This is a genomic window from Serratia sp. PL7, from assembly GCF_945957435.1.
The window spans coordinates 22,869-38,750 of sequence record NZ_CAMFLB010000001.1 but is presented as its reverse complement, the minus strand read 5'-3'; the positions used below and the strand labels follow the sequence as shown (position 1 = coordinate 38,750).

Genomic DNA, 15,882 nt, shown 5'->3' with positions numbered 1-15,882 from the left:
TCAGGTTACCGGATGCGATAGCCGATGCTGCGCACCGTCTCGATGCTGAGCTTACTGCCGGCCAACGCGCTCAGCTTCTGGCGAATATTGCTGATGTGCACGTCCACGCTGCGGTCATAGGCCTCACGCGGGCGCCCCAGCCCCTTCTCGGACAGCTCGTCCTTCGACACCACGCGATCCGGCGCGCGCAGCAACAGCTCCAACAGATTGAATTCCGAAGCGGTCAGATCAAACGCCTTACCGCGCCATTCGCTGCTGCGGGTTGAAGGGTTCAGCGTCAGCTCGCCGAAGCTGATGGCGGCTTCGTCGTCCGCCTCTTGCGGCCGCTCTTCGAAACGGCGCAGCACCGCGCGCAGACGCGCCACCAATTCGCGCGGGTAGCACGGTTTGGGCATGTAATCGTCAGCGCCCATCTCCAGGCCAATCACCCGATCGATGTTGTCGCCTTTGGCGGTCAGCATGATGATCGGCAGCCGGCTCTTTTTACGTACGTCCCGCAGCACGTCAATGCCGCTCATGTCCGGCAGCATGATGTCGAGGATCATCGCGGTATAGTCGCCCGACAGCGCGCCCTCTACCCCCGCCTTGCCCGTCAGCACTAGCGTGGCATCGAAGCCTTCGCCGGTCAGGTATTCGCTCAGCATGGTGCCAAGCTCCAGGTCATCGTCGACCAGTAAAATTTTCATGCCTTGCTCCTTCACCGATTTTCGTTATTTTCCCGCCAATTCCGCCGGCCCGCAGCCGGTTTTACTCAATCCTTACACATCGCTCTTTGCGTCTCGCCACCGTTATTGTGGCCGCTGCCGCGCAATTTCTCTACTTCAGTCATGGCATTGGCGCACGAGCAAGCGGCAGCTACCACGCAAGCGGGGCTGCCGTCTGTCGAAAGGAAAGGGGGAAAGATTCTCCCGACGGAACACACCGCCGGGAAGGAGCGATCAGTCGAACACGCCGGTAGAGAGGTAACGGTCGCCGCGATCGCAAACGATCGCCACCACGACGCTGCCAGGGTGGGCCGCCGCGATGCGCAAGGCGCCGGCTACCGCACCGCCGGAGCTGACGCCGCAGAAAATGCCTTCACGCTGCGCCAACTGGCGCATGGTCTGCTCGGCATCGCCCTGTTCGATATCCAACACCTGATCCACCAGCTCCGGGCGGAAAATCCCCGGCAGGTAAGCAGGCGACCAACGGCGAATGCCGGGGATGCTGCTGCCCTCCGCCGGCTGCAGGCCGACGATCTGCACCTGCGGATTCTGGCTCTTCAGGTAACCGCCCACGCCGGTAATGGTGCCGGTGGTGCCCATGCTGGAAACGAAGTGCGTGATGCGCCCTTCGGTCTGGCGCCAGATCTCCGGGCCAGTGGTGGTGAAGTGGGCATAAGGATTGTCGAGATTGTTAAACTGATCCAGCACCTTGCCCTGCCCCTGGCGCTGCATCTCCAACGCCAGATCGCGCGCCCCTTCCATCCCCTGCTCACGGCTGACCAGGATCAGTTCCGCACCGTAGGCGCGCATCGCCGCCTGCCGTTCCAGGCTCATGTTCTCCGGCATCAGCAGCTTCAGCGTATAGCCTTTCAATGCAGCGATCATCGCCAGTGCAATGCCGGTGTTGCCGCTGGTAGCCTCGATCAGCACGTCGCCGGGCTTGATCTCCCCGCGCAGCTCCGCCTGCTGGATCATCGCCAACGCGGCGCGATCCTTCACCGATCCCGCCGGGTTATTGCCTTCCAGTTTGACCCATACTTCGCTGCCCGCCTGGGCGGCCAGCCGTTGCAGTTTTACCAGCGGGGTATTCCCGATGCATTGTTCGAGCGTTGTCACGATCTTTGCCTGTGTGTTGGTGTGCGTAAAGTAAAAAGGCAACCCTGGGGTTGCCTTGAAAAAAAGGGCTGTTAAAACCTATCAGGCGCTTTTGGCTAACGCAACAGGTTGCAGCAGTTGATCGCCGGCATACAGCCGCGCATTGAGGCTGCCGACGTAATAACGGCCGCCGCGCACCGGCGTGGCGTTGCCTTCCGGCAGCACTATGCTTATCGGTTCCTGATGCCAGCCGATCGGCTGCACCGTCAGCTGCCAGAAATGGCCGCGCGGGCTGACTTCCAGCACCTGAACCGGCAGCGGGCAACGTTCGCTGCTTTCGGTCGCCACTTCCATTTCCCACGGGCGCAGGAACAGATCGACGCTGCCCTGGTGCATCGGCTGGAACGACAGCGGCCACTGATGCGCGCCGACGAACAGCTGGGAGCCGCGAATTTCGCCGTTCAGGCGGTTCACTTCCCCCATGAATTCCAGCACGAAGCGGCTGGCCGGCTCGCGCATAATCTCCTCCGGCGAGCCAACCTGTTCGATATTACCCTGGCTCATCACCACGATGCGGTCGGCCACTTCCATCGCCTCTTCCTGATCGTGGGTGACGAATACGCTGGTGAACTTCAGCTCTTCGTGCAGTTGGCGCAGCCAGCGACGCAGCTCTTTACGCACCTGCGCATCCAGCGCGCCAAACGGCTCGTCCAGCAGCAGAATTTGCGGTTCCACCGCCAGGGCGCGCGCCAGCGCCACGCGCTGTTTCTGGCCGCCGGACAGCTGCGACGGGTAGCGATTGGCCAAATGGCCAAGCTGCACCATGTCCAGCAACTGAGTGACTTTCTGTTTGATCGCCGCGGCGTTCGGCCGCTCGCGGCGTGGCAGCACGGTCAGGCCGAAGGCGATGTTGTCGAACACCGTCATGTGGCGGAACAGCGCATAGTGCTGAAACACGAAACCCACGCGCCTGTCGCGTGCATGCATGTGGCTGACGTCGGTGCCGTGGAAGCCCAGCTTGCCGCCGCTCTGGCTTTCCAGCCCGGCGATGATGCGCAGCAGCGTGGTCTTGCCGGAACCGGACGGCCCGAGCAGCGCCACCATCTCGCCGGAAGCAATATCGAGCGAGATATCGTTCAATACCTTGGTGCGACCGAAGTACTTGTTGATGCCGTTAATCTCAATGCTCATGATTTTCCTCCCGCTCGAGACGCGCGTTTTGACGTTCCAGACGCCACTGCAGCGCACTCTTCAAAAATAGGGTAACGATCGCCATCAGGGTCAACAGCGCGGCAGCGGTAAAGGAACCGACGGTGTTGTAATCCTGCTGCAACAGCTCGACCTGCAGCGGCAGACTGTAGGTTTCTCCGCGAATCGAACCGGACACCACCGACACCGCGCCGAACTCGCCGATGGCGCGTGCGTTGGTCAGCACCACGCCATACAGCAGCGCCCAGCGAATATTGGGCAGCGTCACGCGGCGGAACATCTGCCAGCCGGACGCCCCCAGCAGAATGGCGGCCTCGTCTTCCTGGCTGCCCTGGCTGAGCATCATCGGCACCAGCTCGCGCACCACGAAGGGACAGGTGACGAAAATAGTCACCAACACCATGCCCGGCCAGGAGAACATGATCTGGATGTTATGCGCATCCAGCCAGCCGCCCAGCAGGCCGTTGCTGCCGTAAAACAGCAGGTAAATCAGCCCCGCCACCACCGGTGAAACGGCGAACGGGATATCGATCAGCGTCAGCAGCAGCTGGCGGCCGGGGAAGGTGAAACGCGTCACCAGCCACGCCAGCAACGTGCCGAACACCAGGTTAAACGGCACGGTAATCAGCGCGATCAAGACCGTCAGCCAAATGGCGTGCAGCATGTCCGGATCGAGCAAGTTGCTCCACATCGCGCCGAATCCTTTGGAAAAGGCCTCGGCGAAAATCGACATCATCGGCACCACCAGCAGCAGCACCGAGAACAGCGTTCCGATGGCGATCAGCGTCCACTTGCCCCAGTTAACGCGTGGGCGCTCGGCGCCGTTGAAGGCGGAAACATCAGCCATCAGTGCCCTCCTCCCAAACGTCTGCCGAAGCGGCTTTGCAATACGTTAATGCTGAACAGCAGCAGCAGCGACGCCGCCAGGATCACCGAGGCGATGGCGCTGGCCGCCGGGTAATCGAACTCCTGCAAACGCACAAAAATCATCAGCGAGGTCACTTCCGTCTTCCAGGCGATGTTGCCGGCGATGAAAATCACCGCGCCGAACTCGCCCAGGCTACGGGTAAAGGAGATGGCGGTGCCGGCCAGCAGTGCCGGCGCCACCTCGGGCAGCACCACGCGGCGAAAACTCTGCCAGCGCGTGGCGCCCAGCGTCTCGGCCGCCTCTTCGTATTCCGGCCCCAGCTCTTCCAGCACCGGCTGCACGGTGCGCACCACAAACGGCAGGCTGGTGAACGCCATCGCTACCGCGATCCCGAGCCAGGTAAAGGTAACCTTGATGTCGAAGTGCGCCAGCCACTGACCGTACCAGCCGGTGGTAGAAAACAGCCCCGCCAGCGTCAGGCCGGCCACCGCCGTCGGCAGCGCGAACGGCAGATCGATCAGGCCATCCAGCAGCGAACGGCCGGGAAAACGGTAGCGCGTCAGGATCCAGGCCATCAGCATGCCGAACACCGCATTGAACAGGCTGGCAACGCCGGCCGCCAGCAGCGTCACTTTATACGCCGCCACCACCTGCGGGTTGGCTATCACTTCCCAATATTGCGCCAGGCTCATCTGCGCCAGCTGCATCACCAACGCACTGAGCGGCAGCAGCAGGATCAAACAGGTATAAAACAGGCTGCTGCCGAGGCTGAGGCCAAATCCGGGCAGCACCCGCTTACTGGACGACAACGCCAACATTTACTTGCGCCCTGCCGCTAACAGCTGATCCAGCTCGCCGCCGGTGGCGAAATGGGTTTTCATCACCTGCGGCCAGCCGCCAAATTGATCTTCCACCCGGAACAGTTGGGTGTCCGGGAATTGCCCCTTGGCCGCCGCCATCGCTTTCTGGTCATACACGCGGTAGTAGAAGCTGGTGATCACCTGCTGCGCCGCCGGGCTGTAGAGATAGTTCAGATAGGCTTTGGCCGCCTGTTCGGTGCCGTTGCGCTCGACGTTTTTGTCGACCCAGGCCACCGGGAACTCCGCCAGAATATCGACCGGCGGCACGATCACTTCGTACTTGTCTTCACCGTATTGCTTGCGGATGTTGTTCACTTCGGACTCGAAGCTGATCAGCACGTCGCCCAAACCGCGCTCGACGAAGGTGGTGGTCGCGCCGCGGCCGCCGGTATCGAACACCAGCACGTTCTTCAGGAAACGGGTCATGAAGGCACGGGTCTTGGCCGCATCATTGCCGTCGGCCTGGCTGGCGGCGCCCCAGGCGGCCAGATAGGTGTAACGGCCGTTGCCGGAGGTTTTCGGGTTCGGGAACACCAGTTTCACGTCGTCACGCACCAGATCGTTCCAGGTGTGGATGCCCTTCGGGTTGTCCTTGCGCACCAGAAACGCCATGGTGGAATAGAACGGCGAGCTGTTGTTCGGCAGGCGCGACTGCCAGTCCGCCGGGATCAGCTGCCCGCGATCGTGCAGGATCTGTACGTCGGTGACCTGGTTGTAAGTCACCACGTCAGCACGCAGGCCCTGCAGGATCGCCAGCGCCTGCTTCGACGAGCCGGCGTGCGATTGTTTGATGGTCAGCTTGTCGTTCGGATGCTGTTGATTCCACTGCTGTTCAAAGCCGGGATTCAGCGCGACGAACAATTCACGGGAAACGTCATAAGAGCTGTTCAGCAATTCCGCCGCCGACGCGGCGCCGCTCGCCAACAGCGCAGCCGCCAGCCAACCTTTCAGCACGAGATTTTTAACCCGGTTTTGTTTCATTCTGCACCTTATCACTGAGTCATTCCTTCAGGCTTTCGCCTTATTGACGACCAGTGTATTTATAACTCGGTGCGGAGCTGTAACGCTTTTATATACCGTTTGGTGATTTACAAGCATCAAACGCTATAAGGCAGGGAATGCGAGGCGTTTTCGGGACGGAAAAACGGGCCGAAGCCAGGTGCACCGGCTTCGGCAACGGCGTCAAAGTGACAACAGGCGCGTCAGCGATGGCGCAAAGTAGTAGCTGCCGGTGACCGCACGGCTGAAACGCAGCATCGCGTCGCGTTTGCCGTCCAGATCGCCGAACATGCTTAGCAGCTGCTGCTCGATATTGTGCAGGCGCGCGCAATAGGCAATGAAGAACAGGCCGTGCTTGCCGCTAGCGGTGCCGTAAGGCAAGCTCTGGCGCAGAATTTTCAGGCCCTTGCCATTCTCTTTCAGATCGACGCGGCTGACATGGGAGGTATCCGGGCGCTGATCCGCAGGCAGTTCTTCGCTGTCGTGCTTGGTGCGGCCGATGATCTGCTCCTGCTGCTCGGTGGTAAAGCGCTGCCACTGGCGCAGGTTGTGCTCGTAACGTTGCACCAGCACGTAGCTGCCGCCTGCGTCCTCTTCGCCTTCGGCGATCGTCGCCACTGCCGGGCGCTGATCGCCCTGCGGGTTTTCGGTGCCGTCGATGAAGCCGCTCAGATCGCGCTCTTCCACCCAACGGAAACCGTGGGTTTCCTCTTCAATCTTGATGACGTTGCCGAACGCCGCCAGCGCGGCCTGCGCCAGCGTGAAGTTGACGTCGTGACGCAGCGACTGGATGTGGATCAGCATATCGCGTTGGGTGGCCGGCGCCAGCCCTTTGCCGAGCGGCGTGAACGGCTTCAGCTCTTTCGCCCCCTGGCCGCTGGAGAGATCGTGCCAAACGTCGTAGCCGAAAGCGATCACCGCGCCAAGGCGCGCATCGGGGAACTGCTGCTGCAGCTCGCTCAGCGTCTGACAAAACTGCTTGCAGCCCTGGCGCAAGTCGGCGAATTCGCCCTGTACGCTGGCTTCCATAAAAATGGCGAAACGGCAGTGCTCCAGCAAAATGCCGCTCTGAACCTGTGTCATGTTGTTATCCTCGATACCAGAATCCGGCAACAGGTAAGGTATGGCGGTTGACGCGCGGGTTCCCTGTTACAAACGCGCGCTATCATACCGCAAGCACGGGCGATTGCCTTGCAGCAGCGCAAAGAAAATAGGGGTAATGGCTTGAAAAGGCAGGCGCCGTGAACCGGCGCCCGTTGAACGCATTACTGCTGCGGCTTGGCGTGCCAGATGATTTTGCTGACCGTCCAACTTTTCAGGGTGTCGTCCGGCGGAATGATATCCTGCGCCCCGGCCCACTTGCCGCTGAAGATGTAGGTGACGTACTTGCTCTGCTCCGCCACGCACTCCACTTTACCGGCGTCTTCGCCGCTGCCCGGTTTACAGGAGCCGAACGCCTTGCTGTACATGTCGCCGAACGGCGTGCCGAGCTTGTTGCCCCACTCCGTCGCCACTTTCGGATCCAGCACGTCCACCCGCTGCAGGCGCCCCTTCGGTTCGCCGGTGATCACCAGCTTCACCTCGTCGCCGGACAGCGCCTGGTAGTAAGAGACGATCTGGCCGTTGTTGGTCGCCATGCCGCCGCGCAGACGGTAGTTGCCGTCCAGCCCGTCGTTGATGGCGCTTTCCGACATCGGCGTGCCGGCGTTGAGCTTGCCGACGCCCTTGGCGCCGACCTCCAGGCTGCTGCCGAACCAGTTGAACGGCGACAGACTGGACCAGGAGAAATTGGACATGCTCGAACAGCCGGTCAATAACAGCGGAAGCCCTAACAGCAGGGGGCGAATATTCATCTCTAGCTCCTTAAACATCAATGGCACGGGGCGGTAACCCGCCCCTGCCGCACTCGGCGTTTTGCTGCGTGCCAGCCTCTCACAACGGCCCGCACTACGCCAACGGTTGCCAGCTTGGAGTGCGGAAAATGCGAAAAGTGCCGCACTTCTCGGCAATTAGTCGGCGTGCTCCACCGGCGCGAAACAGGCTTTCAGACGCGCATTCAACAGCAGATAGCTCAGCGCGAGCGCATCGAGCAGCGCCAGCGTCAGTTCCAGCCCCGGCGCATCGCCGTCCTGGCGCCACAGGCTGAACAACGCGCCGCAGAGCGACGCCAGCACGGAGATAACCAGCCCCCAGCGCCAGCCGCGCCACAGCCGCGGCCATTGATGGCGACGGCCGCTCAGCAAAAACGCCAGCGCTGCCGGCAAGCCGAGCAACATGCCGTACCAAAAACGTTGGGTATCCGGATAAAACAGCGCCAGCAAGCTTTCGCCCTGTTCACGCGAAACGCCGGCCATCACGAACAGCAGCCAGGTGCGCGCCTGCAGAATCAGCACGGCCCAAAATCCCAGCGGCAGTCGCAGCGCGCCGTGCTGGTCGTAATCGTCCGGGGAAAACCGGGGTGAGAATGGCTTCAACGATCGTTCCTTGCCAACAGAATAAAGACTATGGCTACAGATGGGCGCCGGCGATGGGAATTTCAATATGTCGGCTTAAGAAGCTCTTAAGATCGGCGTGTTTTAATGCTTATCACTAAGCAAGCAACCCGATATCAGCGGGATGTGATTTTCGATAACAATAAGGAAGCGCAACATGAAAAAACTGACTCTGGCCGCTCTGATCGCGCTGTGCAGCGCACCGGTACTGGCGCAACAAGGCGGGTTCCTCGATCCGGCCGCGCCGCAGGCCCAAACGCAAACCACCGCACAAGGTGGTTTCGCCGGCCCCAGCGCAGCGCTGACCACCGTGGACAAGGTGAAATCGCTGAGCGACGACACCTGGGTGATGCTGCAGGGCAACATCGAGCAGCGCATCGGCGACGAAACCTATACTTTCCGCGACGCCACCGGCACCCTGACGGTCGATATCGATCGCAAACGCTGGAACGGCCAAACCGTTACGCCGAAAGACAAGGTGCAGTTGGAAGGCAAAGTGGATAAAGACTGGAACAGCCTCGAAGTGGACGTGAAAACCGTCAAAAAGCTGCCGTAATGCACTGCGTCGGGCGGTGCAACACCGCCGCCCGACGCGCGATCAATATTCCTGATCTTCGATCAGCCGCTTGCCCAGGCTGGTGATGCCCTGGATCTCGTAGCCGAGCTTCTCGTACATCTCGACCACCGTGTCGTTGTCTTCGCGCACCATAATCTGGATCTTCGGGCAGCCACGGGCGATCAGCTTCTTCTCCAGACGATTGATCAACGCATTGGCGATGCCGCGTCCGCGATAGTCGGGATGCACCCCGAGGTAATACGCCGAGCCGCGGTGGCCGTCATAGCCGCCCATCACCGAACCGACCACTTCGCCGCCGACTTCCGCCACCAGGAACAGCTCAGGATCGTGGTTCAGCTTGCGCTCGATGTCCATTTCCGGATCGTTCCAGGGCCGCAGCAGATCGCAGCGCTCCCACAGGGTAATGACTTCTTCAAAGTCGTCTTGTCGAAATACGCGAATTTCCATCGATGTTGGCCGCTGTTAATTAAGGTGTTTATCTGATTATCGCGTGATTATTCACTTACGCAATATCAAACTGCGATTTACCGCGCTATTTACCCGGAAATCGCCGGTAACAGGCGTAATAAATGGAAATAGTTATCGGGTCGATTAATGATTATCAATACGATATAACGTCGCAAAATAGAAACGTCGATGGAGCGTTGCGTAATGAAAAAGCAGGGTAAACAATTCCTCAATTTTAAGCCGCTTGCCGTTTCCCCGACGCGACGCCAACTTTTGCTTTCCGGCCTGGCGGTCGCGCTGTTCGGCGTGAAAAGCCACAGCGCCAAGGCGGAAGGCCTGCTGCGCAATCAGCACAGCAAACCGGCGGCGAAACCGGCCGGCGGCAAAAAGCGGGTGATGATCGATCCCGGCCACGGCGGCATTGACTCGGGCGCGGTCGGCCACGAAGGTTCGCAGGAAAAACACATCGTGCTGGAAATCGCCAACCACGTGCGCCGTTTTCTGCATGAGCATGACCACGTCGAGGCGCGCCTGACGCGCGAAGAAGACGAGTTCATTCCGCTGTTCCAGCGGGTGGAGATCGCCCACCAGCACCAGGCCGATCTGTTCATTTCGATTCACGCCGACGGTTTTACCAGCCCGTCGGCCTCCGGCGCTTCGGTGTTCGCCCTCTCCAACCGCGGCGCCAGCAGCGCCATGGCGCGCTACCTGTCCAACCGTGAAAACGCCGCCGACGACGTGGCGGGCGGCAAGTACAAGGATCAGGACAACTACCTGCAGCAGGTGCTGTTCGATCTGGTGCAAACCGACACCATCAACAACAGCCTGACGCTCGGCCGCCACGTGCTCGGCCAAATTCGCCCGGTGCACCATCTGCACAGCGACAGCACCGAACAGGCGGCGTTCGCGGTGTTGAAATCCCCGTCCATTCCCTCGGTGCTGGTGGAAACCTCGTTCATCACCAACCCGAACGAAGAGCGGCTGCTGGGCACCACCGCGTTTCGCGAGAAAATCGCCCGCGCCATCGCGGACGGCATCGTCAACTTCTTCGACTACTTCGACGCCCACCAGCGCAAACCCCGCTGATGCCGCGGGCGGCGAATAAGAGTATACTCAGCGCCTTGTTCAGCCAGACGCTATAAAGACCCCGCATGAGTTTACCTAACATCGCTGAAGTAAAATCCTTCCTGCTGGCGCTGCAGGATCATATCTGCGCGCAGCTCGCCCAGGCCGACGGCGGCGCCGTGTTCACCGAAGACCAATGGACGCGTGAAGAAGGCGGCGGTGGCCGCAGCCGCGTGCTGACCAACGGCGCGGTGTTCGAACAGGCGGGGGTTAACTTCTCGCACGTCTCCGGCGCCACCCTGCCGGCCTCGGCGACCGCGCACCGTCCGGAACTGGCCGGGCGCAGCTTCCAGGCGATGGGCGTCTCGTTGGTTATCCATCCGCTCAGCCCTTACGTGCCCACCAGCCACGCCAACGTGCGTTTCTTCATCGCCGAAAAACCGGGCGAAGCGCCGGTGTGGTGGTTCGGCGGCGGCTTTGATCTGACGCCGTTCTACGGCTTCGAAGAGGATGCCGTGCACTGGCACCGCACCGCGGCCGATCTGTGCGCGCCGTTCGGCGACGAGGTCTACCCGAAATATAAACAGTGGTGCGACGATTACTTCTTCATCAAGCACCGCAACGAAGCACGCGGCATCGGCGGCCTGTTCTACGACGATCTGAACACCCCGGACTTCGACCACTGCTTCGCCTTCACCCGCGCGGTGGGCCAGGGCTTCCTCGACGCCTACCTGCCGATCGTCGAAAAACGTAAGGCCTTGACCTGGGGCGAGCGCGAGCGCCAGTTCCAGCTGTACCGCCGCGGCCGCTACGTGGAGTTCAACCTGGTGTGGGATCGCGGCACGCTGTTCGGGCTGCAAACCGGCGGGCGCACTGAGTCCATTCTGATGTCGATGCCGCCGCTGGTGCGTTGGGAGTATAACTACCAGCCGGAAGGCGACAGCCCGGAAGCGGCGCTGGCGCGCGATTTCCTGCCGGTGCGCGACTGGCTGCAGGAGGCGAAATGATGCAGGTTTGGGTCGATGCAGACGCCTGTCCGAACGTAATCAAAGAGGTACTGTTCCGCGCCGCCGATCGTACCGCCATCACCGTGACGCTGGTGGCGAACCAACCGCTGCGCACGCCGCCGTCGAAGTACATCCGTTCGCTGCAGGTGGCGGCCGGCTTCGACGTGGCCGACAACGAGATCGTGCGCCGCTGCGAAGCGGGCGATCTGGTGATCACCGCCGACATTCCGCTGGCGGCGGAGGTGATAGAGAAAGGCGCGGTGGCGCTGAACCCGCGCGGCGAACGCTATACGCCGGACACCATTCGCGAGCGCCTCAACATGCGCGATTTTATGGATACCCTGCGCGCCAGCGGCATTCAGACCGGCGGCCCGAACGCCCTGAACCAGCGCGACCGCCAGCAGTTCGCCAACGAGCTGGACAAATGGCTACTGCAGGCGAAACGGGCGCAGTGAGAGTCTCCCCAAGAATAGGCGCTTTACTTTAAAACTTACTGCGCCTCAATCTTTATACTACGCAATCCAACGTAACATATTTCACGGCAAAGGATGAGGTTACCGCATCGTTCAAATAGCAATGGTCCATTTCGCCTTCTTTCCCTACATCCCACAGTAACGCCCACGACTCACCATCAGGACACTTTATTACCCGAAAGTTTTGTCTCCTCAACCACACAAATGAGAATAGCTCTCAACAATTGACACATCAAAGCCCAACCGATAGAGTCAAATCACTGTGTAAATAACCATGTTTATATACACAGCCATTGAATGAAGTTTCTTTTACAGTTCTATTTCGGAAATAAGAGGTTTATATGAACAATGAAACATTGGTTTCTAAACACTATTTTATGTTTATCCTAAAAAACAATAATGGTAGTGACATCAGTTGCGTTTCAGAAGTTATCGCAACTAAAGAACAAGCCCTAAGCTATTTTTCATCCGCTGTAGAAGGATTAAATATTGAGATTATAGAAATATCAAATGAGGACAACTGGAAAGAAGAACATAACCATTGAAATAAATAACATTTTTTAAATCATAAAATTATATTCTATCGATAAAAGTCAAACAGGAGAATTTATGAGCTCAATCGTTATCTGGGCACCACCAATGTTTTGGGGGCCTTGGATGAAACTAGGTGGCCACACTGGCGAAATCACATATAATGTAAACTTTGATACGGTTTCCAATGCCCCCTCGGCCTGTGTTATTCGTGTTAAATGGGCTAAGTTGGGTCCTAGAATCACTGAGATTTTAGGCCCACCAGGAAGTGCGACGATTACATGCTATGGAACAGGAACAGATATGGTTCAAGCAAAGAGTTTCTCTTTAGGGCAAATGCTCAGGGTTGACTCTGGTTTGCCAAAACAATTTTAATTTATTAATGAAACCCATCGGGGCTCTATAATCCCCGATGGGTTTTTATTATAATTAATTTTATAACTTATTTTTACATACGTATTCATTTCACTGATGGTGTGATCCGCAGGTAGTCTGCGGTGTTCGCATCGACTTGTACGCCTAGCTCCGCCAGCATCAGCACCGCCGGCTATGCATTCCATTGAAAAAGCATTGCGGGTATAACCAATAGCCATTCAGATATTTAGGTGCCTATATGGTTAGATTATTATGCAACCATCGGCACCCGCTGCTGAACAATTCAAACGCAGCATGAAGGCCCGGCACCTGGCGATGCTGTCGCTGGGCGACATGATCAGTATCGGACTGTTTTTCAACACCGGCCACATCATTTCCACCATCGGCACGCTGCCTATCCTGATGACCATGATGGCGGTGAACTTCGCCTTCTCCGGCACGGAGCTGATCGGCATCGTCGCCTGTGAAACCGAGAATCCGGAAAAAGTCGTGCGCTGGCGAGCCGCACCACGATGATCCGCCTGATGCTGTTCTACAGTCTTCGTGCAGGTATTTGAACACATCGGCGTGCCTTACGCCGCCGATATCTTCAACTTCGTGATCCTGACCAACATCCTGTCGGCGACCAACTCCGGCCAGTATTCTTCTGGGCGCATGCTGTAGCCGCTGGTCCACCAGCGCCACCTGCCAGCCTACTTTGCGCGCGCCACCGTGCGCGGCATTCCGAGCAACGCCCTAACCTTCAGCATAAGAGACGAATAATCTTCTGCTCAACCTCGTCGGACTGCGTGATCTGGTACTTCTTCACCAGTTGAGGTTCGAAGGCCCCATTACGACTCTCACATCGTCCAACTTATGGGGTGCAGTTCATGACTGCACCCTTCTCCGCTGCGGTTTAGAAGCGCACCTCCCCGCCGAAGATATAGGTGCGTCCACGGGCAGTGTTGGCGGCCGTCGCGTCATCCCCTTGGATCGGCAACATATTCAGTTTGTTCAACGCCTCGGAATAGCTCTTGTTCATCACGTTTTGCACGCTGAATTTCAGCATGACGTTGCGGTTGATCTGATAAGTGCTGTACAGGTCGATAACGGTAGGAATATTCGGCATTTCCTGCTTGAGGATTTCACCGGTCGATTCACTCTGCTCATAATCCGGCGACAGGCGACGCGTCTTGCCCGTATATTTCACGATGCTGCCGACGGTTAGCGATTCATCAAGAAAACGCACCCCGGTATCCAACGTAAAGTACATGTCCGGCAGTTCATTGATATCCCCGGCGCCGAAATAGGTGCTAGCGATGGAGGTCGGCTGCTCGGTGTGCTGTTTGCTGAAAGAGACGCGCGCGAAGGCTCGGCCGGCATCATAGTTGGCTTCAACCTCAACACCATGCATACGCACCGGCGTCAGAGAGTTGACGTAGATATACATATTGTCCGAGTAATCTTCGCTCGCATCGGCCCAATCGTTTTCCAGATTTTCGCGATAGCTGCATTTCCGTCCATTGCGGCACACCATGTAAGATTCACTGAAGATGTAATTGCGCACTTTACTGGTATAGCCCACGACCTTGAGGCGTAAAGAGTCTTCCTTCACCAGCAGATCGTGTCCGTTGGCGTTGAAGCCGGCCTGCCAGGTTTCCGCTCGTTCACCTTTGAGGAACGGGTTCATCGATGCGCCACCCGAGTTGGAATAGAACACTTCTTGAATGTTCGGCGCACGCATCGACTTGCTGTAGCTGACGAATGGCTGCAACCACGGCGTCACCTGTGCCGATAGCATTACCGAAGGATTGAACCCTTGCTCTTTCAAATTGATGCTAGCGGCCCCTTGCGGGAAGCACTCCACGCGATAATCGCATTCAGGCTTGTAACCGGTCAGCTTGTTGCTGGTGTAGTTCAGGTTGAGATCGAGCTGATAGATATCCCGGTTAAGCTGCAGGCCGGTATATAAACTGCCGATTCGCTGCTCGCCGGATGGCGCAAAGGTATTATTTTCTATTGCTTCCTGCGCCGTCTGCGAATTCTCTATAGCCGATTCTACATGCTTGCGGTATTGGTTGCGCATCAGTTTGCCGCCATAGCTGAAGGCTACATCGGTATCCAGCAGGCTGAATCGGCTGGTGTTATTGATATCCAGCGCATCGGAGCGGTTTTCCGCGTTGGTGTTAAAGAAGGTGAACAGCGAACCGCCGTCGTATTTTTGATTGCCTTTACTGGTGCTGACGGTGAGGTTTAAATCCACCAGCTCCGAAAACGGCGCATAGTGATATTTGAGGTAGAGGTCATGGCTATCGATATCGCGCCGAGAAAAGCGGTTTTGGTAGTTTCTGGCGGAAAACTCAATGCTATTGAACTCGTTCGGTTTGATATCCAGTTTGAACAGCTGTGACTTGGGATTTTGCTTCATAAATTCATCGTACCCAAAATCTTCGCTGCTGATACCGTCGCCATTGTTGAAGTTCGAGTAAATGGAGCTCCCACTGACCGCGGCCATCGCGCCAATGCTGCCGGTATCGGTAAACGCCTGCCCCTTACCGGCGACGGCGATCATGCCGCTGCGGCCAATGCCGTTGCTGCCGACCGAGAATTTGGTTCTCACCCCGAAAGGATTGCCAGAAAAGATCACATCATCGACACCGATTGTGCGGAAGTTAGCACTGCCTGCCAACGCATTTACGCCGCTGCCGCCACTGTTCTCACCGCGCGCCACGTCCACTCCGACGATAAAATTGGGATCTATCAAGACCCCCGCCTGGTTATTGGTCGAACCATGTGACATCACACCAGACGTGGAAGTACCGTAATAGTTCTGGGTAATGCCGTCGACCATGGTATTGACCCGGCCGAAACCGCTCAGGCCGCGAATATTGACGCTGACGGCCCCCTGACTGGGATCGATCTGGGTATAGGTGCCCGGCATGCTGCGCAGAATGCTGTCCACCGACTCCAGATTCTTGTTTTCGTCGCGCGAGCTGAACGCGCCCGGCCGGGCCAACGCCTCTTTTTCGCTGCTTTTGCCGCTGTCGGCGGCCGAGACGTTGAGCGGGCTGAACGCCACGCTGCCTTTATTATTTTCCGCCTGTTCCTGCGCGGCCGCAGCCGACCCGTACAGCGCCAGTCCCGCCCCGATCAGGCTCGCTATCATTTTGATTTTCATATATCCCCAGAAATAGCCAATAA

At 58.2% G+C, this 15,882-nt stretch carries 17 protein-coding genes and 1 pseudogene; 7 read left to right on the top strand and 11 right to left on the bottom strand.

From position 1 onward, the window contains the following. Positions 1-5: 5 nt before the first annotated feature. From N6G83_RS00205 to N6G83_RS00165, 9 genes are all read right to left on the bottom strand, one after another. Positions 6-686 carry a response regulator transcription factor gene (locus tag N6G83_RS00205; RefSeq protein ID WP_025303784.1) on the bottom strand — a complete coding sequence of 227 codons (681 nt, stop codon included), beginning with the start codon at positions 684-686 and terminating at the stop codon, positions 6-8. Positions 687-938: 252 nt separating this feature from the next. After that, positions 939-1,820, bottom strand: a complete 882-nt coding sequence (gene cysM, locus N6G83_RS00200; protein ID WP_025303785.1) for a cysteine synthase CysM — start codon at positions 1,818-1,820, stop codon at positions 939-941. 81 nt (positions 1,821-1,901) lie between these two features. After that, positions 1,902-2,990: a sulfate/thiosulfate ABC transporter ATP-binding protein CysA gene (gene cysA / locus N6G83_RS00195; protein ID WP_025303786.1), complete on the bottom strand. Its 1,089-nt coding sequence runs from the start codon at positions 2,988-2,990 to the stop codon at positions 1,902-1,904. Then, positions 2,980-3,855 carry a sulfate/thiosulfate ABC transporter permease CysW gene (cysW, locus tag N6G83_RS00190; RefSeq protein ID WP_025303787.1) on the bottom strand — a complete coding sequence of 292 codons (876 nt, stop codon included), beginning with the start codon at positions 3,853-3,855 and terminating at the stop codon, positions 2,980-2,982. Before cysW ends, cysA begins: the two co-directional genes overlap by 11 nt. After that, positions 3,855-4,694: a sulfate/thiosulfate ABC transporter permease CysT gene (cysT, locus tag N6G83_RS00185; RefSeq protein ID WP_025303788.1), complete on the bottom strand. Its 840-nt coding sequence runs from the start codon at positions 4,692-4,694 to the stop codon at positions 3,855-3,857. Before cysT ends, cysW begins: the two co-directional genes overlap by 1 nt. Then, on the bottom strand, positions 4,695-5,717 hold the full coding sequence (locus tag N6G83_RS00180) for a sulfate ABC transporter substrate-binding protein (RefSeq protein WP_049205389.1): 1,023 nt from the start codon (positions 5,715-5,717) through the stop codon (positions 4,695-4,697). 201 nt (positions 5,718-5,918) lie between these two features. Further along, the gene (locus tag N6G83_RS00175; RefSeq protein ID WP_004936493.1) at positions 5,919-6,818 is read right to left on the bottom strand and encodes a Dyp-type peroxidase; all 900 of its coding nucleotides are present in this window, start codon (positions 6,816-6,818) and stop codon (positions 5,919-5,921) included. 182 nt (positions 6,819-7,000) lie between these two features. Further along, positions 7,001-7,588, bottom strand: a complete 588-nt coding sequence (locus N6G83_RS00170; RefSeq protein ID WP_004936494.1) for an RpoE-regulated lipoprotein — start codon at positions 7,586-7,588, stop codon at positions 7,001-7,003. Positions 7,589-7,744: 156 nt separating this feature from the next. Next, positions 7,745-8,209 carry a DUF2919 domain-containing protein gene (locus N6G83_RS00165; protein ID WP_049294916.1) on the bottom strand — a complete coding sequence of 155 codons (465 nt, stop codon included), beginning with the start codon at positions 8,207-8,209 and terminating at the stop codon, positions 7,745-7,747. Positions 8,210-8,384: 175 nt separating this feature from the next. Here N6G83_RS00165 and N6G83_RS00160 point away from each other — a divergent pair, with 175 nt between their 5' ends. After that, entirely contained in the window at positions 8,385-8,783 is a 399-nt protein-coding gene (locus N6G83_RS00160; RefSeq protein WP_025303791.1) for a YgiW/YdeI family stress tolerance OB fold protein, read from the top strand. A 42-nt stretch (positions 8,784-8,825) separates the two neighbouring features. On the opposite strand, the gene N6G83_RS00155 is transcribed toward N6G83_RS00160, so the two are convergent. Further along, complete coding sequence (locus N6G83_RS00155) at positions 8,826-9,251, bottom strand: GNAT family acetyltransferase (protein ID WP_004936504.1); 426 nt, start codon at positions 9,249-9,251, stop codon at positions 8,826-8,828. Between the two features lie 204 nt (positions 9,252-9,455). Here N6G83_RS00155 and amiA point away from each other — a divergent pair, with 204 nt between their 5' ends. The 6 genes and pseudogenes from amiA (at position 9,456) to N6G83_RS00125 (ending at position 13,365) form a co-directional block, all read left to right on the top strand. Further along, positions 9,456-10,337, top strand: coding sequence for an N-acetylmuramoyl-L-alanine amidase AmiA (amiA, locus tag N6G83_RS00150; protein WP_016926775.1), 882 nt, complete (start codon positions 9,456-9,458; stop codon positions 10,335-10,337). A 65-nt stretch (positions 10,338-10,402) separates the two neighbouring features. Further along, complete coding sequence (hemF, locus tag N6G83_RS00145; RefSeq protein ID WP_107227559.1) at positions 10,403-11,323, top strand: oxygen-dependent coproporphyrinogen oxidase; 921 nt, start codon at positions 10,403-10,405, stop codon at positions 11,321-11,323. Beyond that, positions 11,323-11,778 (top strand): YaiI/YqxD family protein, encoded by a 456-nt coding sequence (locus N6G83_RS00140; RefSeq protein WP_025303794.1) that lies wholly within the window; start codon positions 11,323-11,325, stop codon positions 11,776-11,778. The genes hemF and N6G83_RS00140 overlap by 1 nt, the downstream gene beginning before the upstream one ends. A gap of 359 nt (positions 11,779-12,137) precedes the next feature. Beyond that, on the top strand, positions 12,138-12,341 hold the full coding sequence (locus N6G83_RS00135; protein WP_072271550.1) for a hypothetical protein: 204 nt from the start codon (positions 12,138-12,140) through the stop codon (positions 12,339-12,341). Positions 12,342-12,405: 64 nt separating this feature from the next. Continuing rightward, positions 12,406-12,702: a colicin Z C-terminal domain-related protein gene (locus N6G83_RS00130; RefSeq protein ID WP_072271551.1), complete on the top strand. Its 297-nt coding sequence runs from the start codon at positions 12,406-12,408 to the stop codon at positions 12,700-12,702. A gap of 252 nt (positions 12,703-12,954) precedes the next feature. Then, positions 12,955-13,365 (top strand): annotated as a pseudogene (locus tag N6G83_RS00125) (hypothetical protein). A gap of 232 nt (positions 13,366-13,597) precedes the next feature. On the opposite strand, the gene N6G83_RS00120 reads toward N6G83_RS00125, so the two are convergent. Beyond that, positions 13,598-15,859 (bottom strand): TonB-dependent receptor domain-containing protein, encoded by a 2,262-nt coding sequence (locus tag N6G83_RS00120; RefSeq protein ID WP_089196141.1) that lies wholly within the window; start codon positions 15,857-15,859, stop codon positions 13,598-13,600. Positions 15,860-15,882: the final 23 nt, after the last annotated feature.